11 protein-coding genes and 1 pseudogene are annotated in these 18,406 nt (G+C 71.6%); 2 read left to right on the top strand and 10 right to left on the bottom strand.

Going from position 1 to position 18,406, the window contains the following annotated elements; all coding sequences use genetic code 11:
* Nucleotides 1-64: 64 nt before the first annotated feature.
* Entirely contained in the window at nucleotides 65-1,267 is a 1,203-nt protein-coding gene (locus tag ACKTSN_RS14900; protein ID WP_409469578.1) for a S8 family peptidase, read from the bottom strand.
* A 520-nt stretch (nucleotides 1,268-1,787) separates the two neighbouring features.
* Here ACKTSN_RS14900 and ACKTSN_RS14895 point away from each other — a divergent pair.
* Nucleotides 1,788-4,406: a glycosyltransferase family 1 protein gene (locus ACKTSN_RS14895; RefSeq protein ID WP_409469577.1), complete on the top strand. Its 2,619-nt coding sequence runs from the start codon at nucleotides 1,788-1,790 to the stop codon at nucleotides 4,404-4,406.
* A gap of 178 nt (nucleotides 4,407-4,584) precedes the next feature.
* Here ACKTSN_RS14895 and ACKTSN_RS14890 read toward each other — a convergent pair whose 3' ends face one another.
* Nucleotides 4,585-5,514 carry a zinc-binding dehydrogenase gene (locus ACKTSN_RS14890; protein ID WP_409469576.1) on the bottom strand — a complete coding sequence of 310 codons (930 nt, stop codon included), beginning with the start codon at nucleotides 5,512-5,514 and terminating at the stop codon, nucleotides 4,585-4,587.
* Between the two features lie 106 nt (nucleotides 5,515-5,620).
* Between ACKTSN_RS14890 and ACKTSN_RS14885 the strand changes: the two genes are divergently transcribed.
* Entirely contained in the window at nucleotides 5,621-6,286 is a 666-nt protein-coding gene (locus ACKTSN_RS14885) for a TetR/AcrR family transcriptional regulator (protein WP_409469575.1), read from the top strand.
* Nucleotides 6,287-6,585: 299 nt separating this feature from the next.
* Here the strand turns inward: ACKTSN_RS14885 and ACKTSN_RS14880 are convergent, their stop codons facing one another.
* From ACKTSN_RS14880 to ACKTSN_RS14845, 8 genes and pseudogenes are all read right to left on the bottom strand, one after another.
* Nucleotides 6,586-6,789, bottom strand: coding sequence for a DUF397 domain-containing protein (locus ACKTSN_RS14880; protein WP_409469574.1), 204 nt, complete (start codon nucleotides 6,787-6,789; stop codon nucleotides 6,586-6,588).
* 90 nt (nucleotides 6,790-6,879) lie between these two features.
* Entirely contained in the window at nucleotides 6,880-7,383 is a 504-nt protein-coding gene (locus ACKTSN_RS14875) for a DUF1990 family protein (RefSeq protein WP_409469573.1), read from the bottom strand.
* An 80-nt stretch (nucleotides 7,384-7,463) separates the two neighbouring features.
* A pseudogene (locus tag ACKTSN_RS14870) lies at nucleotides 7,464-8,616 on the bottom strand (M4 family metallopeptidase); the annotation flags it as partial.
* Nucleotides 8,617-8,757: 141 nt separating this feature from the next.
* Complete coding sequence (locus ACKTSN_RS14865; RefSeq protein ID WP_409469572.1) at nucleotides 8,758-10,809, bottom strand: M4 family metallopeptidase; 2,052 nt, start codon at nucleotides 10,807-10,809, stop codon at nucleotides 8,758-8,760.
* Between the two features lie 263 nt (nucleotides 10,810-11,072).
* Nucleotides 11,073-12,830 carry an ABC transporter ATP-binding protein gene (locus ACKTSN_RS14860; RefSeq protein ID WP_409469571.1) on the bottom strand — a complete coding sequence of 586 codons (1,758 nt, stop codon included), beginning with the start codon at nucleotides 12,828-12,830 and terminating at the stop codon, nucleotides 11,073-11,075.
* A complete protein-coding gene (locus tag ACKTSN_RS14855) occupies nucleotides 12,827-14,533 on the bottom strand; it encodes an ABC transporter transmembrane domain-containing protein (RefSeq protein ID WP_409469570.1) in 1,707 nt (568 codons plus the stop codon). Before ACKTSN_RS14855 ends, ACKTSN_RS14860 begins: the two co-directional genes overlap by 4 nt.
* 28 nt (nucleotides 14,534-14,561) lie before the next feature.
* A complete protein-coding gene (locus ACKTSN_RS14850; RefSeq protein ID WP_409469569.1) occupies nucleotides 14,562-16,418 on the bottom strand; it encodes an ABC transporter ATP-binding protein in 1,857 nt (618 codons plus the stop codon).
* A complete protein-coding gene (locus tag ACKTSN_RS14845; RefSeq protein ID WP_409469568.1) occupies nucleotides 16,415-18,331 on the bottom strand; it encodes an ABC transporter ATP-binding protein in 1,917 nt (638 codons plus the stop codon). The genes ACKTSN_RS14850 and ACKTSN_RS14845 overlap by 4 nt, the downstream gene beginning before the upstream one ends.
* Between the last annotated feature and the right edge of the window lie 75 nt (nucleotides 18,332-18,406).

Here is an 18,406-nt window from a genome sequence, read left to right as displayed (position 1 = left end):
GCACAAGACCGGCCCCGTTCGAGACGAACGGGGCCGATACTGGCGTCACGGCTGGAATGTGGCGCTACGACCGCGGTACCTGGAGAAGTTTGTTCGGTGAACCCAGGCCGCGACCGGAGACCTTGCCGGAAACCGCCCCCGCCACAAGCGCCTTGGAAACCTGTGCCGGGGTGGATTTCGGATGGCCGGCCAGATACAGCGCGGCCGCGCCCGCGGCGTGCGGCGACGCCATCGACGTACCGGAGAAGGTCGCCGTGCCGGTGTTGCTCTTGTGGGACGCGGAGGTGATCGCCACGCCCGGGGCGAACAGGTCCAGTGCGGAGCCGTAGTTCGAGAAGGACGCCCGGGCGTCCGTGCGGCTCGTGGCACCGACGGTGATCGCCTGCCGTACGCCCGCGGGGGAGTACAGACCGGCGGGGAGGCCGTCGTTGCCCGCCGCGACGGTGTACGTGACACCCGAGGCGATGGACGTGCGTACGGCGGCGTCCAGTTGGGCGTTGTAGAAGCCGCCCAGGCTGAGGTTGGCGACCGCCGGTTTTCGGGCGTGCCGGGTCACCCAGTCGATACCGGCGATGACCTGCGCGGTCGTACCGGAACCGGCGTTGTCCAGCACCCGCACGGCGACGACCTTGGCCTTCTTGGCGACGCCGAAGCTCTGGCCGGCGACCGTCGCGGCGACATGGGTGCCGTGTCCGTTGCCGTCCCCGGCGGACCTGTCGCCGCCGACGAAGTCCCAGCCGTAACCGGCCCGGCCGCCGAAGTCCTTGTGGGAGATACGGATGCCGGTGTCGATCACGTACACCGTCACTCCGCTGCCCGCCGACTCCGGCCAGGTGTAGCTCTTGTCCAGTGGCAGGTTCGGCTGGTCGATGCGGTCCAGCCCCCAGGACGGCGGGTTCTTCTGGGTGTGGTCGGCGACCACACGGGTGTCCTGGGTGACGGAGGCGACGCGCGGGTCTGCTGCGAGCCGCTTCGCCTGTCTCTCGCCGGCCCGCACCGCGTAGCCGTTCAGGACGGTGCCGTACGTGTGGCTGATTCTCGCCCCGTACTTCTCGGCGATGCCCTTCCCGGCCGCCGACGGAGCCTTCGTTCCCCCCTTCAGCGTCACCAGGTAGCTGCCGCTGACGGCGCCGGTTTCTCCGGCGCCGAGTATCCGTCCCTCCGGCGCGGCCTGCGCGGGCGGAACGGTGGCCGAAAACACCGCGGCACATGTCACCGCGGTGAGGCCACCCGCCCAGCGCAGACGCCGTGTTCGCGTCCGTGCCATGGTCCGAGTTCCCCTCCTCGACTCGGCGTACGGCAACCGCCGGCGACCGCGTGCACCCGCTCGCCGGCCGGTACGCCAGTTGGCAGCCTCTCGTGCGGTGTGAAGCGCCACAAGGAGGCCTGTGGGGGCGGAATCGGCCATATCGGCCATGGCGGACGAGTGAAGGTTGCGGCGGATTCCGGTTGGCTTGGGGCATGACCGGCCGGCAGGGGGACGCTGCCCCCGGGAGTCGGCCACGGCGACGCCGGGTAACCACTACCGTCGATATCGATGACGGGACGCACACCGCCGTGCGTTCTCCTCCGCACGTGACGAGGTGGAATTTGAACCCTCCCGCTTCTGAACGAACGGGATTCCTGGCTCACGCCGCTCGACCGCTCAGCGAGCGATCGAGTCTTACGCGATCAGCACCAGCCGGGTCGGAACCTGCCCGGTTGACGTCAAAGTCAAGGAGTTAGCGCGTGCTTGGTTCTCGCAGCGCACCGGCCGCACTCTATCCGATCATCCTCGGAGGGGCCAAGTGAAGGCGATCCGTCGATTCACGGTCCGACCCGTTCTCCCCGACCCCCTCCGCCCGCTGAGCGGCCTGGCACGCAATCTGCGCTGGTCCTGGCACACGGAGACACGCGATCTGTTCCAGTCCGTCGATCCGGAGCGGTGGGCCGCATCAGGCGCCGATCCGGTACGGCTCCTCGGCAGCGTGCCGCCCGAGCGGCTGGCCGAGCTGGCCGAGGACCGCCGTTTCCTGCGCCGCCTCACCACGGTGGCCGACGATCTCCACGACTATGTCACCGGCGACCGCTGGTACCAGGCGCAGTCCGGTGAACTCCCTGCCGCCGTCGCCTACTTCTCACCCGAGTTCGGCATCACCGCCGCTCTGCCCCAGTACTCCGGTGGCCTGGGCATTCTGGCCGGCGACCACCTGAAGGCGGCCAGCGACCTCGGCGTACCGCTGATCGGGGTCGGGCTGCTCTACCGGCACGGCTACTTCCGCCAGACCCTCTCCCGGGACGGCTGGCAGCAGGAGCACTACCCCGTCCTCGACCCCAACGAGCTGCCGGTGGCCCTGCTCAAGGAGTCCGACGGCACCCCCGCCCAGGTCACCCTCGCCCTGCCGGGCGGCAGATTCCTGCGCGCCCGGATCTGGCTGGCCCAGGTCGGCCGGGTCCCGCTGCTGATGCTCGACTCGGACATCGAGGAGAACGACCTCGGTGAACGCGGCGTGACCGACCGGCTCTACGGCGGCGGCAGCGAGCACCGGCTGCTCCAGGAGATGCTGCTCGGCATAGGAGGGGTCCGGGCGGTACGGACGTACTGCCGGCTCACCGGCCACCCCGAGCCCGAGGTCTTCCACACCAACGAGGGCCACGCCGGCTTCCTCGGCCTGGAGCGGATCGCCGAACTCTCCGATGCGGGGCTGGAGTTCGACTCGGCGCTGGAAGCGGTCCGCGCGGGCACCGTCTTCACCACCCACACCCCGGTGCCGGCCGGAATCGACCGCTTCGACCGCGAACTCGTCGCCCGCCACTTCGGCCCCGACGCCGAACTCCCGCGCATCGACGTCGAACGCATCCTCCAACTCGGCATGGAGACCTACCCCGGCGGCGAACCCAACCTCTTCAACATGGCCGTGATGGGCCTGCGCCTGGCCCAGCGCGCCAACGGAGTCTCCCTCCTGCACGGCAACGTCAGCCGGGAGATGTTCTCCGGACTGTGGCCGGGATTCGACCCCGACGAGGTGCCGATCACCTCCGTCACCAACGGCGTGCACGCCCCGACCTGGATCGCCCCCGAGGTGTTCCAGCTCGGCGCCCGGCAGATCGGCGCCGAGCGCGCCGAGGACGCCTTCAGCGACGGCGGCTCGGACCGCTGGGACGCCGTCGCGGACATCCCCGACCAGGACATCTGGGAGCTGCGCCGTACCCTGCGCGAGCAGCTCGTGACGGAGGTACGGGAACGGCTGCGCGCCTCCTGGCGGCAACGCGGCGCGGGCACGGCCGAGCTGGGCTGGATCGACGGCGTGCTCGACCCGGACGTCCTGACGATCGGCTTCGCCCGTCGCGTCCCGTCGTACAAGCGCCTCACCCTCATGCTGCGCGACCGCGACCGCCTGATGGACCTGCTGCTGCACCCGGAACGCCCGATCCAGATCGTCGTTGCCGGCAAGGCGCACCCGGCCGACGACGGCGGCAAGCGGCTCATCCAGGAACTCGTCCGCTTCGCCGACGACCCGCGCGTACGCCACCGGATCGTCTTCCTGCCCGACTACGGCATGGCGATGGCGCAGAAGCTCTACCCCGGCTGCGACATCTGGCTGAACAACCCGCTCCGCCCGCTGGAGGCCTGCGGCACGTCGGGCATGAAGGCGGCCCTCAACGGCTGTCTGAACCTCTCCGTCCTCGACGGCTGGTGGGACGAGTGGTTCCAGCCCGACTTCGGCTGGGCCATCCCGACCGCGGACGGCGTGGGCACAGACCCGGACCGCCGCGACGACATCGAGGCGTCCGCCCTCTACGACCTGCTCGAACAGCGGATCACCCCGCGCTTCTACGAGCGCGGCCCGGCCGGTCTGCCCGACCGCTGGATCGAGATGGTCCGCCAGACGCTCACCCTGCTCGGCCCCAAGGTGCTGGCCGGCCGCATGGTCCGCGAGTACGTCGAGCGCCTGTACGCGCCCGCAGCCCACGCCCACCGCACCATGGACCCGGACGCGGCACGTGAACTCGCCGAGTGGAAGGCCCGGTTGCGCAGGTCCTGGTACGCGGTGCGGGTCGACCACGTCGAAACGTCCGCCACCACGGCAACGGCCGAGCTGGGCACGACCCTCACCCTCCGCGTCCGCGTCGCCCTGGGCGACCTCGCCCCCGACGACATCGAGGTCCAGGCGGTCTCCGGTCGCGTGGACTCCGAGGACCGCATCGCCGATGCAACGACGGTACCGCTGAAACCGGCGGGTGGCCCCGACACGGAAGGGAGCTGGATGTACGAGGGCCCGCTGTCCCTGGACCGCACGGGGCCGTACGGCTACACGGTCCGCATCCTGCCCGCACACCGGTTGCTGGCGGCGAGTGCGGAGCTGGGGCTGGTGGCGGTGCCGTCGGAGGATGTGGTGGAGGGGGCGGGGGTGTTGATGCGGTAGGGCCTGCCGAGGCACCGCGTCCTGGGCGGCGGGGGAGGGTTCGGGCGCGCCCGAAGACCTCGGACGAGGGGGAGGCCGAGCGGCCGCGGTGCGAGAGTCGGGTGTGGCGACAGGGCGGTCGGGTGATCGTCGTGTCGCCACCGGAGGGACAACAGGGACCGCTGGTAGCAGCTCGGCGTCAGGGGATGTCCAGCACCGCTTTGCCGTGCAGGCGGCGTTCGAGGAGGGCGCCGATGGCGTCGTCGGCGCTGTCCCAGCCGCCGCGCCAGGAGATCTGGGGGTCCAGCACTCTGGCGGCGATCCGGTCCGCAAGCCAGGTCAGGTCCCGGCCCAGCCCCGCGCAGGCGGGCAGGGCGAAGGTGACGATCGACCGGTCGTGGCGACCGCCGTCCCCGAACAGGGCGCCGTACGGGAACGTCTCTCCCTGGTGCGCGGCATGGCCGACCGCGACCAAGGTGCCCCGTTCGACGAGCAGGCCGTACGCGTCGACGAGTTGCTGCCCGCCTACCAAGTCCACGACACCGTCCACCGGTTCGCCGACGTCGAGCGGCCCGGCGACGACCTCGTGGGCACCTTGGGCCCGCAGGCCGTCCCCGTGGTCTCGCAAGGATCCGGTCGAGGCGATGACATGGGCCCCGCCGAGCCGGGCCAGCTGTACGGCGTAGCGGCCGGTGCCGCCCGTGGCGCCGGTGACCAGCACACGGCGGCCCAGGATCGGGCCGAGGCGGTGCAAGGCACGCAGTGCGCTGGCCCCCGCGACAGGGACGGTGCTGATGGCCCCCGGGTCGGCACCGCCCGGCGCCGTACCGATCCAGTCGGTGTCCACGGCGCGGAGCTCGGCCCATGCGCCATCCGTCCCCAGCGTGACCACGGGAGTGCCGGCCGCCGGGCCGGACCCGTCCGCAGCGGCGCGTACCACCACTCCGGCCGCGTCCCACCCGAGGACCGTGCCCTCGGGCGCGTCCTGGAGAGAGAACCTGACTTCGCCGTAGTTGAGGGACGTGGCCGTTACGCGTACCAGGGCCTGGTGCGGGTTGGGCTCGGGTGCGGGGGCTTCACCGAGGCGGAGACCCGAGGGCAGGGAACGGTCAACGAGCAGAGCGCGCATGGCGGAGTGAGGCCTTCCGTAGGAATCGCGATCACGTAGCGAACAGTTATGCCACCAAGTGGCATAAGCGTGCAAGTGGCTTTTGCCCCTCGGATACACTGACGCCATGGAGGACGCCATGACGAAGGGGCTGCCGCTGCGCGAGCGAAAGAAGCTGCGCACCCGGCAGACCCTGATCGACACATCCCTGGAGCTCTTCGGCGAGCGGGGCTTCGGCGGGGTGACCCTCGACGAGCTCTGTGACGCGGTGGACGTGTCCAAGCGCACGTTCTTCCGCTACTTCGCCAGCAAGGAAGACGTGGCCATGGCACCCACGCAGGATCTGTGGCTCGCCTTCCTGGAGGATCTGGAGACCCGCGAGCCCCAGGGCGGTACCGTGCTGGAAATGCTGGAGGAGTCCCTGCTTGCCGCGGTGGACCGCATGGCTGCGGTGGACGGCTGGGCGCATCGCGCGCGGCTCAGCCGTCAACTGGCCGACCGGACCCCCTCGATGGACGCGCACGGTCTGCATTTCTGTCACCGCACGACCCGTACCGCGCAGGACATCCTCCACCGTCGCCTGAACCTGGGTACGTCGGACGATCTGCGACCCCGGCTGGCCCTCGACATGCTTGTGTCCGCCTTCCATCATGCGCTGGATTGCTGGATGTCCCAGGCCTGGCCCGCCTCGCCGAAGGCACCCGCCGGGAACGCTCTGGCCGGGCATGTGCGTAACGCCTGCGCGGCCCTCCCCGGCAGCCTGACCATGACCGTCCACCTGCGAGCGGATTGAGCCAGGTCGAGACGCTCCTCTCTCCACGGCAGGGATGAGCTCAGCGAGCATGCGGGAGCCCCGGCCGGCACGCGGGGAAGCGTGCCGGCCGGGGCTGTGTCAGGGCTCAGCGGTTCAAGTGCCGGTGTTCGTCCAGTACCCGCAGCGCGGGGCTGAGACGGGGCAGTGAGCCCGAACAGCGGGTGTCCCCCGGAAGTGCCCACGAGTGCCAGCACAACAGGCACCACACCGCCCCGGAATGCTCCGGGTCAGGTTCTGCGTTGCCGCCGCACCGCGGGCACTGCCACATGGGGGACCCCCTACGCCGTGACATCGAATTCGCCCAGCTTGGCACCGGTCAGGAAGTCGGTCCACTCGACTGCCGTGAACTCGACCGTATGACCGGACACGGAGTTGTGGACCGCCACCTTGCCGGGAACGTTCGTGGCCGCCTCGACACAGCGCGGGTCGTTGTTGTTGTCCTTGCACGCCGCAGACGCGGGATGTGCCGCCCTGCCTCGCAAGAACTGCTGGACTCTGGCCGAGCGGGCCGGCGATGGAGACGGCGACGCCGGTGGCGCGGCTGGTGGAGGAGCTCGTGTCTTACGGGTGGGTCAGTCGCTCTCCCCGCACAATCGCCGCAGCACCTTCCCGCACCGCCGCGCATACGCATGCTGAAACCCCCGAGTAGCCGGACCGCCCGCTCGGGCGTACCACTTCGCCGCGCGGCTGAAGGCGTTCACGGTCAGCCAGACCGTGCCGTCGCCCGTCCGTTCCACCACGAACGCTTCCTCGCCGCACTCCGGATGGCCGGAAAGCGTGCCGTACGCCCAGCCCACCCGCCGGTACTCCTCCACCGTCCACACCACCCGGCACGGTGCCTTGATCACTCCGGCGAGGGTGACCGTGACGTCGACGCCGGGGGCCGCGCGGTCGGACGACGCGTCGATGCCGACGCCCAGCGCGCGGTGCATCTCCCAGGTCATGACCGCCTCGGCGGCTCTGCGGAAGACCTCCTCGCCCTCGCCGATGCGGGTGCGCACGTGCAGGGGGTGGAAGCCGGGCGGGCAGAAGCCGATCTCCCGGGTCGCGCCGACGGCGTCGTACGTGAAGGACATGGGTCACAAGGGTAGGGCGGCACCCGGGGATGCCTTCGTCCCGGGTGCCGCCCCTCGGCCTTGCGTCAACAGGCCTGCGCTCAGCTCACGTTGACCGCCGACCACGCCGCCGCGACCGCGTTGTGCTCCGTGCTGCCGGAGCCGTACAGATCACGCGCCGCGTTCAGGGTCGCCGTACGGGCGCCCGAGTAGCGGGTCGTCGACGTCATGTACGTGGTCAGGGCCTTGTGCCAGATCTGGACGGCCTTGGCGCGGCCGATGCCGGTGACCGTGGCGCCGTTGGACGTCGGCGAGTTGTAGGTGACTCCGTTGATGGTCTTGGTGCCGCTGCCCTCCGCCAGGAGGTAGAAGAAGTGGTTCGCCGGGCCGGACGAGTAGTGGACGTCCAGGCTGCCCAGGTTCGACCGCCAGTAGTCGGCCGAGTTGCCGTCCTTGCTCGGCTGGTCCATGTAGTGCAGCGGGGTTCCGTTGCCGCGGATGTCGATCTTTCGCCGATGAGGTAGTCACCGGGGTCGGAGGAGTTCGCCGCGTGGAACTCCACCGCCGTGCCGAGAATGTCGGAGGTGGCCTCGTTCGGGCCGCCCGACTCGCCGGAGTGGTTGAGCCCGGCCGTGTTCGACGTGACGCCGTGCGTCATCTCGTGGCCGGCCGCGTCCAGGGACGTCAGCGGCTTGTTGTTGCCCTCGCCGTCCCCGTACGTCATGCAGAAGCAGCTGTCGGACCAGAACGCGTTGGCGTACGCGTTGCCGTAGTGGACGCGGGAGTACGCGGCGACGCCGTCGTTCCGGATGCCGTTGCGGCCGAGGACGGTCTTGCAGTTCCTGCGGGGTGCCGTCGTGCTGGAAGCCGCCGACGGCGGTCTCGTGCGCGAGCGTCGGCTTGCCCTCAGCCGCCCAGATGACCTTGCGGGGGGCCTGGTCGGCCTCGGACCTGGTGGAGCCCTCGGCCTTGGCCGCCTTCAGGGCCTGCTTCTCGGCGGTGGCTTTCGTGATCTCCGGGATGAGACCGGCGACCTTGACGGTGGCCTTCGTCGCCTTGGTGACGCCCCCGGTCGTGCCGGACGCCGACTCGTGGACGACCAGGTCGCCGCCGAGGACGGGGAGGCCGGCGTAGGTGCGCTCGATGGGGGTGCCCCCCTGCCCCTTAAGGGCTAGGGGGGAGGGTGTGGACCGTGCCGTCGGCGTCCTTGACGACGTCCTTGACGACGTCCTTGACGACCAGCTTCTCCTGGGCGCGTACATGTCAGGGCCTCGAAGTGATGTTGGCCGAAAGGCGACTGTCCGGTAAGCGTTTCGGGAATGTGAGCGAGGGCGCCGCCCCGGGGAGTTGAACCACCGGGACGGCGCCCTGTCTTCGGGGAACCCGCGAACAGGCCTACGGGAACGTCAGCTTCCAGCTGTTGATGGTGCCGACGTCCTGGGCCGCCTGGTCCTGGACCCTCAACTTCCAGGTGCCGTTGGCGGTTTCGGAGGACGCGTTGACCGTGTAGGTCTCGGCGACGTTGTCCGCCGAGTCGGAGGAGCTGAAGTTCTTCAGGCGGTACGCCGTCCCGTCCGGGGCCAGCAGGTCGATCACGAGGTCACCGCGCCAGGTGTGCACGATGTCGACCGCGACCTGGAGGTTGGACGGGGCGTTGCCGGTCCGCCCGGTCACGGGGATCGAGGACGTCACCGCGGCGCCGTTGTCCGGAATCGACACGTCGGCGGTGTTCTCGAAGGACGTACCGCCGCCCCCGCCGCCGCCGTCCGGGCGGGGCCCGACCGCGACGCCCGCCCAGGCGTCCTGCACTGCCTTGTACTCGGCGCTCGTCGTGCCGTACAGCTCGCCGGCGACCGCCAGCGTGCCGGTGCGGGCGGCCGCGTAGTTGGTCGTGGACGTGAACTTCGTGGTGAGCGCCTTGAACCAGATCTGTTCCGCCTTGGCCCGGCCGATGCCGGTGACCGGGAGGCCGTCCGCGGTCGGCGAGTCGTAGCTGACGCCGTTGATGACCTTGGTGCCGCTGCCCTCGCTCAGCAGGTAGAAGAAGTGGTTCGCGGGACCGGAGGAGTAGTGCACGTCGATCGAGCCGATGCCCGAGTACCAGCTGTCCTTCGACACGCCGTCCCTGCTCGGCCGGTCCATGTAGCGCAGCGGCGTGCCGTCGCCGTTGATGTCGATCTCCTCGCCGATGAGGTAGTCACCGACGTCGGAGGAGTTGGCGGCGTAGAACTCGACGGCCGCGCCGATGATGTCGGAGGTGGCCTCGTTCAACCCGCCTGACTCACCGCTGTAGTTGAGACCGGCGGTCGCCGAGGTGAGACCGTGCGTCATCTCGTGCGCGGCCACGTCGATCGAGGTGAGCGGGTTGGCGTTGCCCGAGCCGTCGCCGTACGTCATGCAGAAGCAGCTGTCCGACCAGAACGCGTTGACGTAGTTGTTGCCGTAGTGGACCCGCGAGTAGGCGCCCACTCCGTCGCCGCGGATACCGCTGCGGCCGTGCACGTTCTTGTAGTAGTCCCAGGTCAGTGCCGCGCCGTAGTGCGCGTCGGCGGCGGCCGACTCCAGGTTGGAGGGGCTGTTGTTGCCCCAGACGTCGTCGGCGCCGGAGAAGAGGGTGCCGGTGCCGGAGGTGCCGCGGTTGAGGTTGTACGTCCGGTGGTTGCCGCGGGCGCCGTCGGTGAGGTTGTACGTCGACCCGGACTGGGTGGTGGTGAGGTCGACCGTGCCGCTGTACACCGTGTGGCCGGTGCCGCTGCGGACGGCCTCCCACTCGTACAGCTTCTTGCCGGTGGTCGCGTCGGTGATGACGTGCAGCTCCTGCGGGGTGCCGTCGTGCTGGAGGCCGCCGACGACGGTCTCGTAGGCGAGGGCCGGCTTGCCGCTCGCGGCCCAGACCACCTTGCGCGGCCCGCCGCCCGCATCGGGGCTCTTGGCGTCCTCGGCGCGTGCGGCGCCGAGCGCCTGCCGCTCCGCCTGGCCGGCGGCGATGGCGGGCTTGAGCGACGGCACCTCGATGGTGGCCCGGGTGGCCTTGGTGACGCCCTCGGTGCGGCCGTCCTCGGCCGTCCGGACGACCAGGTCGCCGCCCAGGACGGGGATGCCGCCGTAGGTGCGCTCGTAGCGGGTGTGGAGGGTGCCGTCGGTGTCCTTGACGACGTCCCGGACGACGAGCTTCTCCTGGGCGCCGAGGTCGAGTTCGCCGGCGGTGGCCGCCTTGTCGGCGTCGGCCTCGCGGATCAGCGCGGCGCGCTGGGCCGGGGTGAGCTTCAGGGGCAGGGCGCCCGCCTTCGCCCCGGCCGACGCCGACGGTGCCTTCCCCGGGGCGGCGGTCGCGGCGCCGGACTGCACGGCGGCGGCGAGGAGGGCGGAGACGCCGACGAGGACGACGGCGGCGGTTCTGCGGGGTGTGGTGTGGGAGGTGCGTCTGCGAGAGGACCTGCTTCTCAACACTGACTCCTTCTGCATGGCCGCGGATCACGTGGCCAGGGGAGATCCGGACGGCGGGTGGGCCGCCCGGGCAGAACGCGAAACCAGGTGCGGATGGCCGGGGGACAACACAGCGGCGGATCGGTGGGGTTGCCGTGAAGTGCCGTGGGAAGCGTGGCACCGAGGAGCGCTTATTGTCAGGAGCGCGTCAAAAATTTGTCCGGAAATCGTTCGTTGTCCGGGAGTTCACGTCCGGTATACGGACTGTCGGGGTTGTGGATGCGCTACGGCGTCGGCTCCCCGTGCCACGTCCGCCACAGCCTCGCGTACGCGCCGTCCGCCGCCACCAGTTCCTCGTGCGTGCCGAGTTCGGACAGGCGTCCGGCCTCCATCACCGCCACCCGGTTCGCGTCGTGCGCGGTGTGCAGACGGTGCGCGATAGCGATCACCGTACGGCCCTCCAGTACGGCGGCCAGGGCACGCTCGGTGTGCCGGGCGGTCGTCGGGTCGAGCAGGGCGGTGGCCTCGTCGAGGACCAGGGTGTGCGGGTCGGCCAGCACGACCCGGGCCAGGGCGAGTTGCTGGGCCTGTGAGCCGTCGGTGCGCCGGCCTGCCGTACCGAGCTCGGTGTCCAGACCGTCGGGCAGCTCGCGCACCCAGCCGTCGGCACCGACCGCGGTGAGCGCGGCCCACAACTCCTCGTCCGTCGCGGCCGGTTCGGCGATCAGGAGATTGTCGCGGACCGTGCCCAGGAACACATGGTGCTCCTGCGTGACCAGCACGACCTGGCGGCGCAGCCGCTCCGGCCCCAGACCGGCGACCGGCACCCCGCCCACCGTCACGGTGCCCGCGCCCGGCGCGTCGATGCCCGCCAGCAGCCTGCTCAGCGTGCTCTTGCCCGCGCCGGACGGACCGACGACCGCGAGCCGCTCCCCGGGCCGCACCGTCAGGTCCACCCCGCGCAGCACCTCGCCGCCGCGGTCGTAGGCGTAGTGCACGCCGGTGACGTCGATGCGGTCGTCGGCCGGGTCGGGGGAGTCGGCCGGGACCGCCCGCTCCACCCGGGCCAGGCCCTCGACGCGGGCGAAGGAGGCGCCGCTGCTCTGCAACTGCTCGATCCGGACCAGGAGCTGGTCGAGCGGTTCGGTCGACTGCCGCAGATACAGGGCGGCCGCCACCACCGACCCCAGGCTGATCTCCCCGCGCGCGTGCAGCCAGCCGCCGAGCAGCAGCACGCCGGCCACGGGGACGACGTACGCGAAGTCCACGACGATGAAGTACGCGCAGCGCAGGAACAGCGTGTGCAGCCGGGTGCGGCGGGCCGTCTCCAGCGCGTCCCGGCTCGCGGCCGTCCGCCGCTCGCCGAGCCGGAAGGCCTCGACCGTGCGGGCGCCCGCAGCGGTCGCCGCGAGGATCTCGGCGACGTCCGACGTGGCCGCGCCCTCGGCGAGATAGGCGTCCCGGGCCCGGCGCAGATACCAGCGCATCGAGAACCAGATGGGGGTCAGGCACAGTGCCGACAGGGCGCCGAGCAGCGGATCGAGTACGAAGACCGCGCCGAGCAGGAACGCCGCCTGGATGAAGGCGACGAGCAGCTCGGGCCCGGCATCACGCAACGTGGCCCCCACGGCGGCGACGTCGGCCGTGCCCCGGGCCGTCAGATCGCCCGTTCCGGCCCGCTCCACGACGGAGGAGGGCAGCGCGAGCGCCCGCGAGACGAAGCCCTCCCGGATGCGGGCCAGCGTCCGCTCGCCGAACCGGTGCCCCACGTACCGGGCCCAGCGCGCCAGCAGCAGCTGCGCCAGTGCGCACAGCACGATGACGAACGCCAGCCGGTCCACCACTGCGACGCCGGCCCCCGACCGCACCTCGTCGATGATCCGGCCGAGCAGCCACGGCCCGGCGAGCCCGGCCCCGGCGGCCAGTGCGTTGAGGGCGACCGCGACGGCGAAGGCCCGCCCGTCCGCCCGGACCAGCCCCAGCGTGGCCCGCCGTACGTCGGCCCGCTCCGCGACCGGCAGCCGGCCCGGTCCCGCCGTCATCGCACCGTCTCCTCCGCGTCACGGGCCACCAGCGCCCGGTACCCGGGCTCCTCGGCCAGCAGACTCTGATGGCTGCCGCCGGCCGCGACCTTGCCGTCGACCAGGTAGTACACGACGTCCGCGTGGTCGAGCACCAGCGGGGACGTGCTGGTGACGACGGTCGTACGGCCGTCCCGGGCCGCGTGCAGCCGCTCCGCCACCGCGGCCTCCGTGTGCGCGTCCAGCGCGGACGTCGGCTCCACGGCGAGCAGCACCTCGGGATCGGCCAGCAGCGCCCGCACCAGCCGTACGCGCTGCCGCTGCCCGCCGGAGAGGTTGCGGCCCTGCGCGTCGATCCGGGAGTCCAGCCCGTCCGGCAGGCCCTGCACGACGTCGTCGGCGACGGCCGCGTGCACGGCCCGCGCGATCGCCGCGTCGTCCCGATCCCGGCGTCCGCACACCACCTCCCGCAGCGGGCCCGCGAACAGGTCGGCCTCGTGGTCCGCAACCAGGATCCGCGCCCGGACCTGTGGCAACGCGACTTCGTCGAGCCGTCTGTCACCCCAGGTCGCCGCCGAAGGGACGTACCGCCCGAGCCGGTCGACGACGGTCGCCGAGTCGGCGGGCCGCGCACCGGCCAGCGCGGTCAGCCGGCCCGGCATCACCCGGACTCCCGACTCGGGGTCGTACAGCACGGACGGCTCGGCCGGCGCGTCCTCCACGCCGCTGTCCTCCAGGGGCTCCAGCCGCAGAAACCGTACGACCCGCCGCGCGGCCACCAGCCCCCGGCTGACCTGGTTGCCGAACTCCAGGAAGTACGCCACCGGCACCACCAGCACCGCCACATAGCCGTACACGGACACCAACTCGCCCACGGTGATGTCCCCCTGCGCCACCATCCGCGCCGCGAGCCAGGTCACCACGGCCAGGAACACCGTCGGCAGCCCGAGGCCCAGCGCCTGGATCCAGCTGGTCACCGCCCCGACCCGGTAGCCCTCGGCCCGCAGCCGCTGCGAGTCGCGGCGGAAGGCGTCGCCGACCAGGTCCTTGCCGCCCAGTCCGCCCAGCACACGCAGCCCGCCCGCCAGGTCGCCGATGCGCGCGGTCAGTACGCCCTGCCGCTCCCGGTAGGCCGTCTCCACGCCCTGCAACCGGCCCATCAGCGGCCCGACCAGCACGGCGATCACCGGCACGCCCAGCAGCACCACGGCCGCCAGCAGCGGCGACACGGCCAGCAGCAGCCCGGCGACCACGGCGTACGAGACGACCGCGCCCACGCCCGGCCCCACGACGGTCAGCGACGTGCTGATGGTCTGCACGTCCCCCACACCGATCGTGACGACCTCCCCGGCCGCGACCTGCCGCCGCAGCGAGGAGCCCAGCCGCACCGCCTGCCCGACCACGACCTTGACCGTGCGGAAGTTGGCGTCCATCCGCACCCGGGTCATGATGCGGTGTCGCATGATGTCCAGCCAGGCCGTGAGCGCCCCGGCCACCAGCAGGGCGGCGGCCCAGCCGGCCAGCGCGGCCCCGTCGCCCGGCTCCAGCCCGTCGTCGATCGCCCGGGACAGCAGATACGGCACCGCCGCCGCGGCCACCAGCGACACGCAGCCCAGCACCGCCCCGGCGACCGACCGGCCCGGCTGGCTGCGCACCAGCCACCACAGATACCGGCCGCCGCTGCGGCAGTCGGGGCTGCCGGGATCCTCGTACGCGTCGATCATCCGTCCCCGTCCCCGTTCCCGTCGGCGCTCACGTCAGACTGTCCCGCCACGCCCGGTGCAGACCCGCGAACCGGCCGGTCCCGGCGACGAGTTCGGCCGGGCTGCCGTCCTCGACGATCCGGCCGTGCTCCATGACGAGCACGCGGTCGGCGATCTCCACCGTGGACAGCCGGTGCGCGATGACGACCGCGGTGCGCCCCTTCAGCACCGTCGCCATGGCCCGCTGCACCGCCCGTTCTCCCGGGATGTCCAGCGAGCTGGTCGCCTCGTCGAGGATCAGCACCGCCGGGTCGGCGAGCAACGCCCGGGCGAAGGCGACGAGCTGACGCTGACCGGCGGAGATACGGCCGCCCCGCTTGCGGACGTCGGTGTCGTAGCCCTCGGGCAGTGCGCTGATGAAATCGTGCGCGCCGATCGCCTTCGCCGCCCGCTCGATCTCCTCGCGGCTCGCGTCCGGGCGGCCGATGGCGATGTTCTCCGCGACCGTGCCGGAGAACAGGAACGCCTCCTGCGTCACCATCACCACCCCGCGCCGCAGTTCGGGCACCGCGAGGTCGCGCAGGTCGACCCCGTCGAGCAGCACCCGGCCGTCGGAGGGGTCGTAGAAGCGGGCGAGCAGTTTGGCCAGCGTCGACTTGCCCGCGCCCGTGGTGCCGACGACCGCGACCGTCTGCCCCGCCGGGATCGTGAGGTCGAAGCGGGGCAGCACCTCGCCACCGGTGCGGTAGGCGAAGCGGACGCCGTCGAAGACGACCTCGCGGCCGGGGTGTTCGGAGGCGAGGGCCGGGAGCTGCACGGGCTTGGCGGGCTCCGGCACCGACGGCGTCTGCGCGAGTAGCCCGGCGATCTTCTCCAGCGAGGCCGCCGCCGACTGGTACGAGTTCAGGAACATGCCGAACCGGTCGATCGGGTCGTACATCCGCCGCAGATACAGCACCGAGGCCGCCAGCACACCCAGCGCCAGCGTGCCGTCCGCCACCCGGTGGGCGCCCCACAGCACGATCAGCGCGACCGCCGTGTTGCCCACGATGCGCGAGCCGACGACATAGCGGGCCATCTCCAGCAGCGCGTCCCCGTTGGTCCGCTCGTGCCGCCGGTTCAGGACGCGGAACTCGGCGTCGTTGGCGGCCTCCCGGCGGAAGGCGCGCACCGGGCGGATGCCGTTCATCGTCTCCACGAACTTCACGATCACGGCGGCGATCGCGGTCGACCGCTGCCGGTACACCCGCCGCGCCCGCCGCTGGTACAGCCGTACGAGCCCCCACAGCGGCACGAACGACGCCACCGCCACCGCGCCGAGCCCCAGATCCAGCCAGAGCAGGATCGCCGCGACGTACACACAGGACAGGATGACCATCACCAGCTCCTGGAGACCCTCCTCCAGCAGCTCGCGCAGCGACTCGACGTCCGTGGTGGAGCGGGAGATCAGCCGGCCCGAGGTGTAGCGCTCGTGGAAGTCGATGCTCAGCGCCTGGGCGTGCCGGAAGATCCGGCCGCGCAGGTCCAGCAGCACATCCTGGCTGACCCGGGCGGAGGCGGCCACGAACGCGTACTGCAGCCCGCCGGAGGCCAGTGCGCACAGCAGATAGCCGACCGCCACCGCGATCAGCGGCCCCTGGTCGTGGTCGCGGAACGCCGGTACGGCGTTGTCGATGGCGTACGCCACCAGCAGCGGGCCCGCCTGCACGGCCGCCTGCTGGAGCAGCAGCAGAAGCGTGGTCAGCGCGACACGGGCCTTCATCGGCGCGAGCAGGGAACGCAGCAGGGCGGCCGTGGCGCCGGGCGGGGTGGGCAGGACGTCCTTGTCGAAGGGGTCGTCGGCCGTGCGGGGGCGCGAGTCCTCCGGCTCGTCGGCGACCGGGGTGGAGGTGGCGGACGCGGTCATCGGGCTGCCTCCTGGTGCGTCTGGTCCGTCCCGGACATCAGGTGGGCGTACTCGGCGTTGCTCCGCAGCAGTTCGTGGTGCGTGCCGACGGCGGCGATCCGGCCGCCGGACAGCAGCGCCACCCGGTCGGCGAGCAGCACCGTGGACGGGCGGTGCGCCACGATGAGGGCGGTGGTGGCCGCGAGGACGTCCCGCAGCGCGGCCTCGACGGCGGCCTCCGTGTGCACGTCCAGCGCGGACAGCGGGTCGTCCAGTACGAGGAAGTCGGGCCGTCCCACGACCGCCCGGGCCAGCGCCAGCCGCTGCCGCTGCCCGCCCGACAGGCTCAGGCCTTGCTCACCGACCTGCGTGTCCGTGCCCTGCGGCAACGCGTGCGCGAACTCGGCCTGCGCGACGGCGAGGGCGCGGTTCAGCTCGGCGGCTCCGGCACCGTCGGCGGCGCCCATGAGGACGTTCTCCCCGACGCTCGCCGAGAACAGCGTGGGCTCCTCGAAGGCGACGGCGACCCTGGAACGCAGCTCCTGACGGGACATGGCGGTGATGTCCACCCCGTCCAACGTGATCCGCCCGGAGGTCACCTCGTGCAACCGGGGGACCAGCGCAGTCAGCGTGGTCTTCCCACTACCGGTGGCACCGACGAGCGCCATGGACTCGCCGGGGCGGATGTGCAGGTCGATGTGTTCGAGCACGGGGGGCGAGCCGGTGGGGGCGTCGGGGTAGCGAAAGGTGACGCCGTCGAAGCGCAACCCCGCCAAGCCGCGGGCAGTCGTGCCTCCCCCAGAGGGGGGACCCCCAGGGCGATGGGGGTCCCCCCGCTCGAGCGAAGCCGAGAGTGGGGGAGGGTGGGCGTGGGCGGCACCCCGCAACGCCGGGCTGCGCTCCCCACCCCCCGACACCGACGCGGGCTCACCGGAAACCTCCGGCTCCGCGTCCAGCACCTCGAAGTACCGCTCAGTAGCCGTCGCCGCCTCCTGACTCATCGCCAGCAGGAAGCCAATGGAATCCACCGGCCACCGAAGAGCAAGCGCCGTGGACAGAAACGCCACCAGCGTCCCCGCCGACAACCCCCCGTCCGCAACCTGCACCGCCCCCAACACCAGCGCCGCCCCGATCGCCACCTCCGGCAACGTCACGATGACGCCCAGAATCGTCGCCAGCAGCCGCGCCTTGTGCAGTTCCGTTCCCCGCAGCGTCCGCGACAGCTCCCGGAACGCCCGTGCCTGACTGCGATGCCGGCCGAACCCCTTGATGATCCGGATGCCGAGCACGCCCTCCTCGACGACCGTCGTCAGATCACCGACCTGGTCCTGTGCGCGCCGAGCCACCTTCGCATACCGCTTCTCGAAGATCACACAGGTGACGACCACCGGCACGGCGGGCCCCAGGATCACCAGCCCGAGCATCAGGTCCTGCGCCAGCATGATGATCACGCCGACCAGGATCGTCACACCGTTGACCAGCAGGAACGTCAGCGGAAAGGCGAGGAACATCCGCAGCAGCATCAGATCCGTCGTGCCCCGGGACAGCAATTGCCCCGAGGGCCACCGGTCGTGGAACGCCACCGGCAGCCGCTGCAGATGCCGGTACAGATCCGCCCGCATCGACGCCTCGACCCCCGCCAGCGGCCGTGCCACCAGCCATCGCCGCAGCCCGAACAGCAGTGCCTCGGCCAGCCCGAGCAGCAGCAGATACAGCGCCCCGAGCCACACCCCCGCCGGGTCCCGGTCGGCGACCGGCCCGTCCACGAGCCACTTCAGGACGAGCGGGATCACCAGCCCCGTGCAGGACGCGAGTATCGCGACGAACGCGGCGGTGAACAGCCGCGCCCGCACCGGCCGGACATAAGGCCACAGGCGCAGCAGCGAGCGGACGCTGGAGCGGTCATCGGTCGGGGTGGCACGTGTCGTGGGCATCAGTGGCGAGCCTACGGACAGCCACTGACAACGCCCACCGAGTTTTGGCTCGACCCACCCTCGGCAACAGCGCTC

Source organism: Streptomyces flavusporus, assembly GCF_046267975.1.
Classification (GTDB): domain Bacteria; phylum Actinomycetota; class Actinomycetes; order Streptomycetales; family Streptomycetaceae; genus Streptomyces; species Streptomyces flavusporus.
The sequence above is the reverse complement of the archived record's forward strand: the minus strand, read 5'-3'. Positions and strand labels throughout refer to the sequence as shown.

Excerpts from the sequence above, each read along its gene's own strand:
- ACKTSN_RS14845 (WP_409469568.1), bottom strand. The coding sequence starts at position 18,331 with ATGCCCACGACACGTGCCACCCCGACCGATGACCGCTCCAGCGTCCGC.
- ACKTSN_RS14875 (WP_409469573.1), bottom strand. The coding sequence starts at position 7,383 with ATGTCCTTCACGTACGACGCCGTCGGCGCGACCCGGGAGATCGGCTTC.
- ACKTSN_RS14885 (WP_409469575.1), top strand. The coding sequence starts at position 5,621 with ATGGAGGACGCCATGACGAAGGGGCTGCCGCTGCGCGAGCGAAAGAAG.
- ACKTSN_RS14890 (WP_409469576.1), bottom strand. The coding sequence starts at position 5,514 with ATGCGCGCTCTGCTCGTTGACCGTTCCCTGCCCTCGGGTCTCCGCCTC.
- ACKTSN_RS14855 (WP_409469570.1), bottom strand. The coding sequence starts at position 14,533 with ATGATCGACGCGTACGAGGATCCCGGCAGCCCCGACTGCCGCAGCGGC.
- ACKTSN_RS14900 (WP_409469578.1), bottom strand. The coding sequence starts at position 1,267 with ATGGCACGGACGCGAACACGGCGTCTGCGCTGGGCGGGTGGCCTCACC.
- ACKTSN_RS14860 (WP_409469571.1), bottom strand. The coding sequence starts at position 12,830 with ATGACGGCGGGACCGGGCCGGCTGCCGGTCGCGGAGCGGGCCGACGTA.
- ACKTSN_RS14850 (WP_409469569.1), bottom strand. The coding sequence starts at position 16,418 with ATGACCGCGTCCGCCACCTCCACCCCGGTCGCCGACGAGCCGGAGGAC.